The following is a 476-nucleotide window of genomic DNA, read 5'->3' as shown; positions in this document are numbered from 1 at the left end:
CCTCCGTGGCCGGCCGGATTTCCCGAGATCGAGCCAGGAGACGTCGCCCTCCGGCTCGCCAGCCTTGCGCTTGCGGAAAAACAGAATGTCGACCACGACGTCCGTACCGGCACCGGCGCGAAAGCTTCCCTCGGGCAGACGGATCGCAGCGATGAGATCGGCCGACTTCGCGATCGTCTCCCGCGCGGTGCTGTCGGCCTTGTCCATGGTGCCATGACTGGTCACGAAGGCGGCGAGACCGCCGGGCTTCAGCAACCGAAGCGCCTTCACGATGAAGTAGTCGTGCAGACGCAGGCCGAGGGAGCGCAAGGCGCGGTCGGACCGCACCGTGAGATCGGAGAATGGCGGATTGCCGATGGCGAGGTCGAATCGCGCCGGCAGCTCGGTGCGGGCGAAATCGCCGGTGACGATCCGCGCCCGCGGCTGCAGCAGCCGGGCGATGCGCGCCGTGACGGGATCGAGCTCGACACCGGTGA

General features: G+C 68.1%; 1 pseudogene. It reads right to left on the bottom strand.

Annotated elements, in window-relative coordinates:
* A pseudogene (locus EOA60_RS36865) lies at positions 1 to 476 on the bottom strand (class I SAM-dependent methyltransferase); the annotation flags it as partial.

This window comes from Mesorhizobium sp. M1A.F.Ca.IN.020.06.1.1 (genome assembly GCF_004023265.1).
In the GTDB taxonomy this organism is placed as follows: domain Bacteria; phylum Pseudomonadota; class Alphaproteobacteria; order Rhizobiales; family Rhizobiaceae; genus Mesorhizobium.
This window is presented reverse-complemented; position numbering and strand designations above follow the sequence as displayed.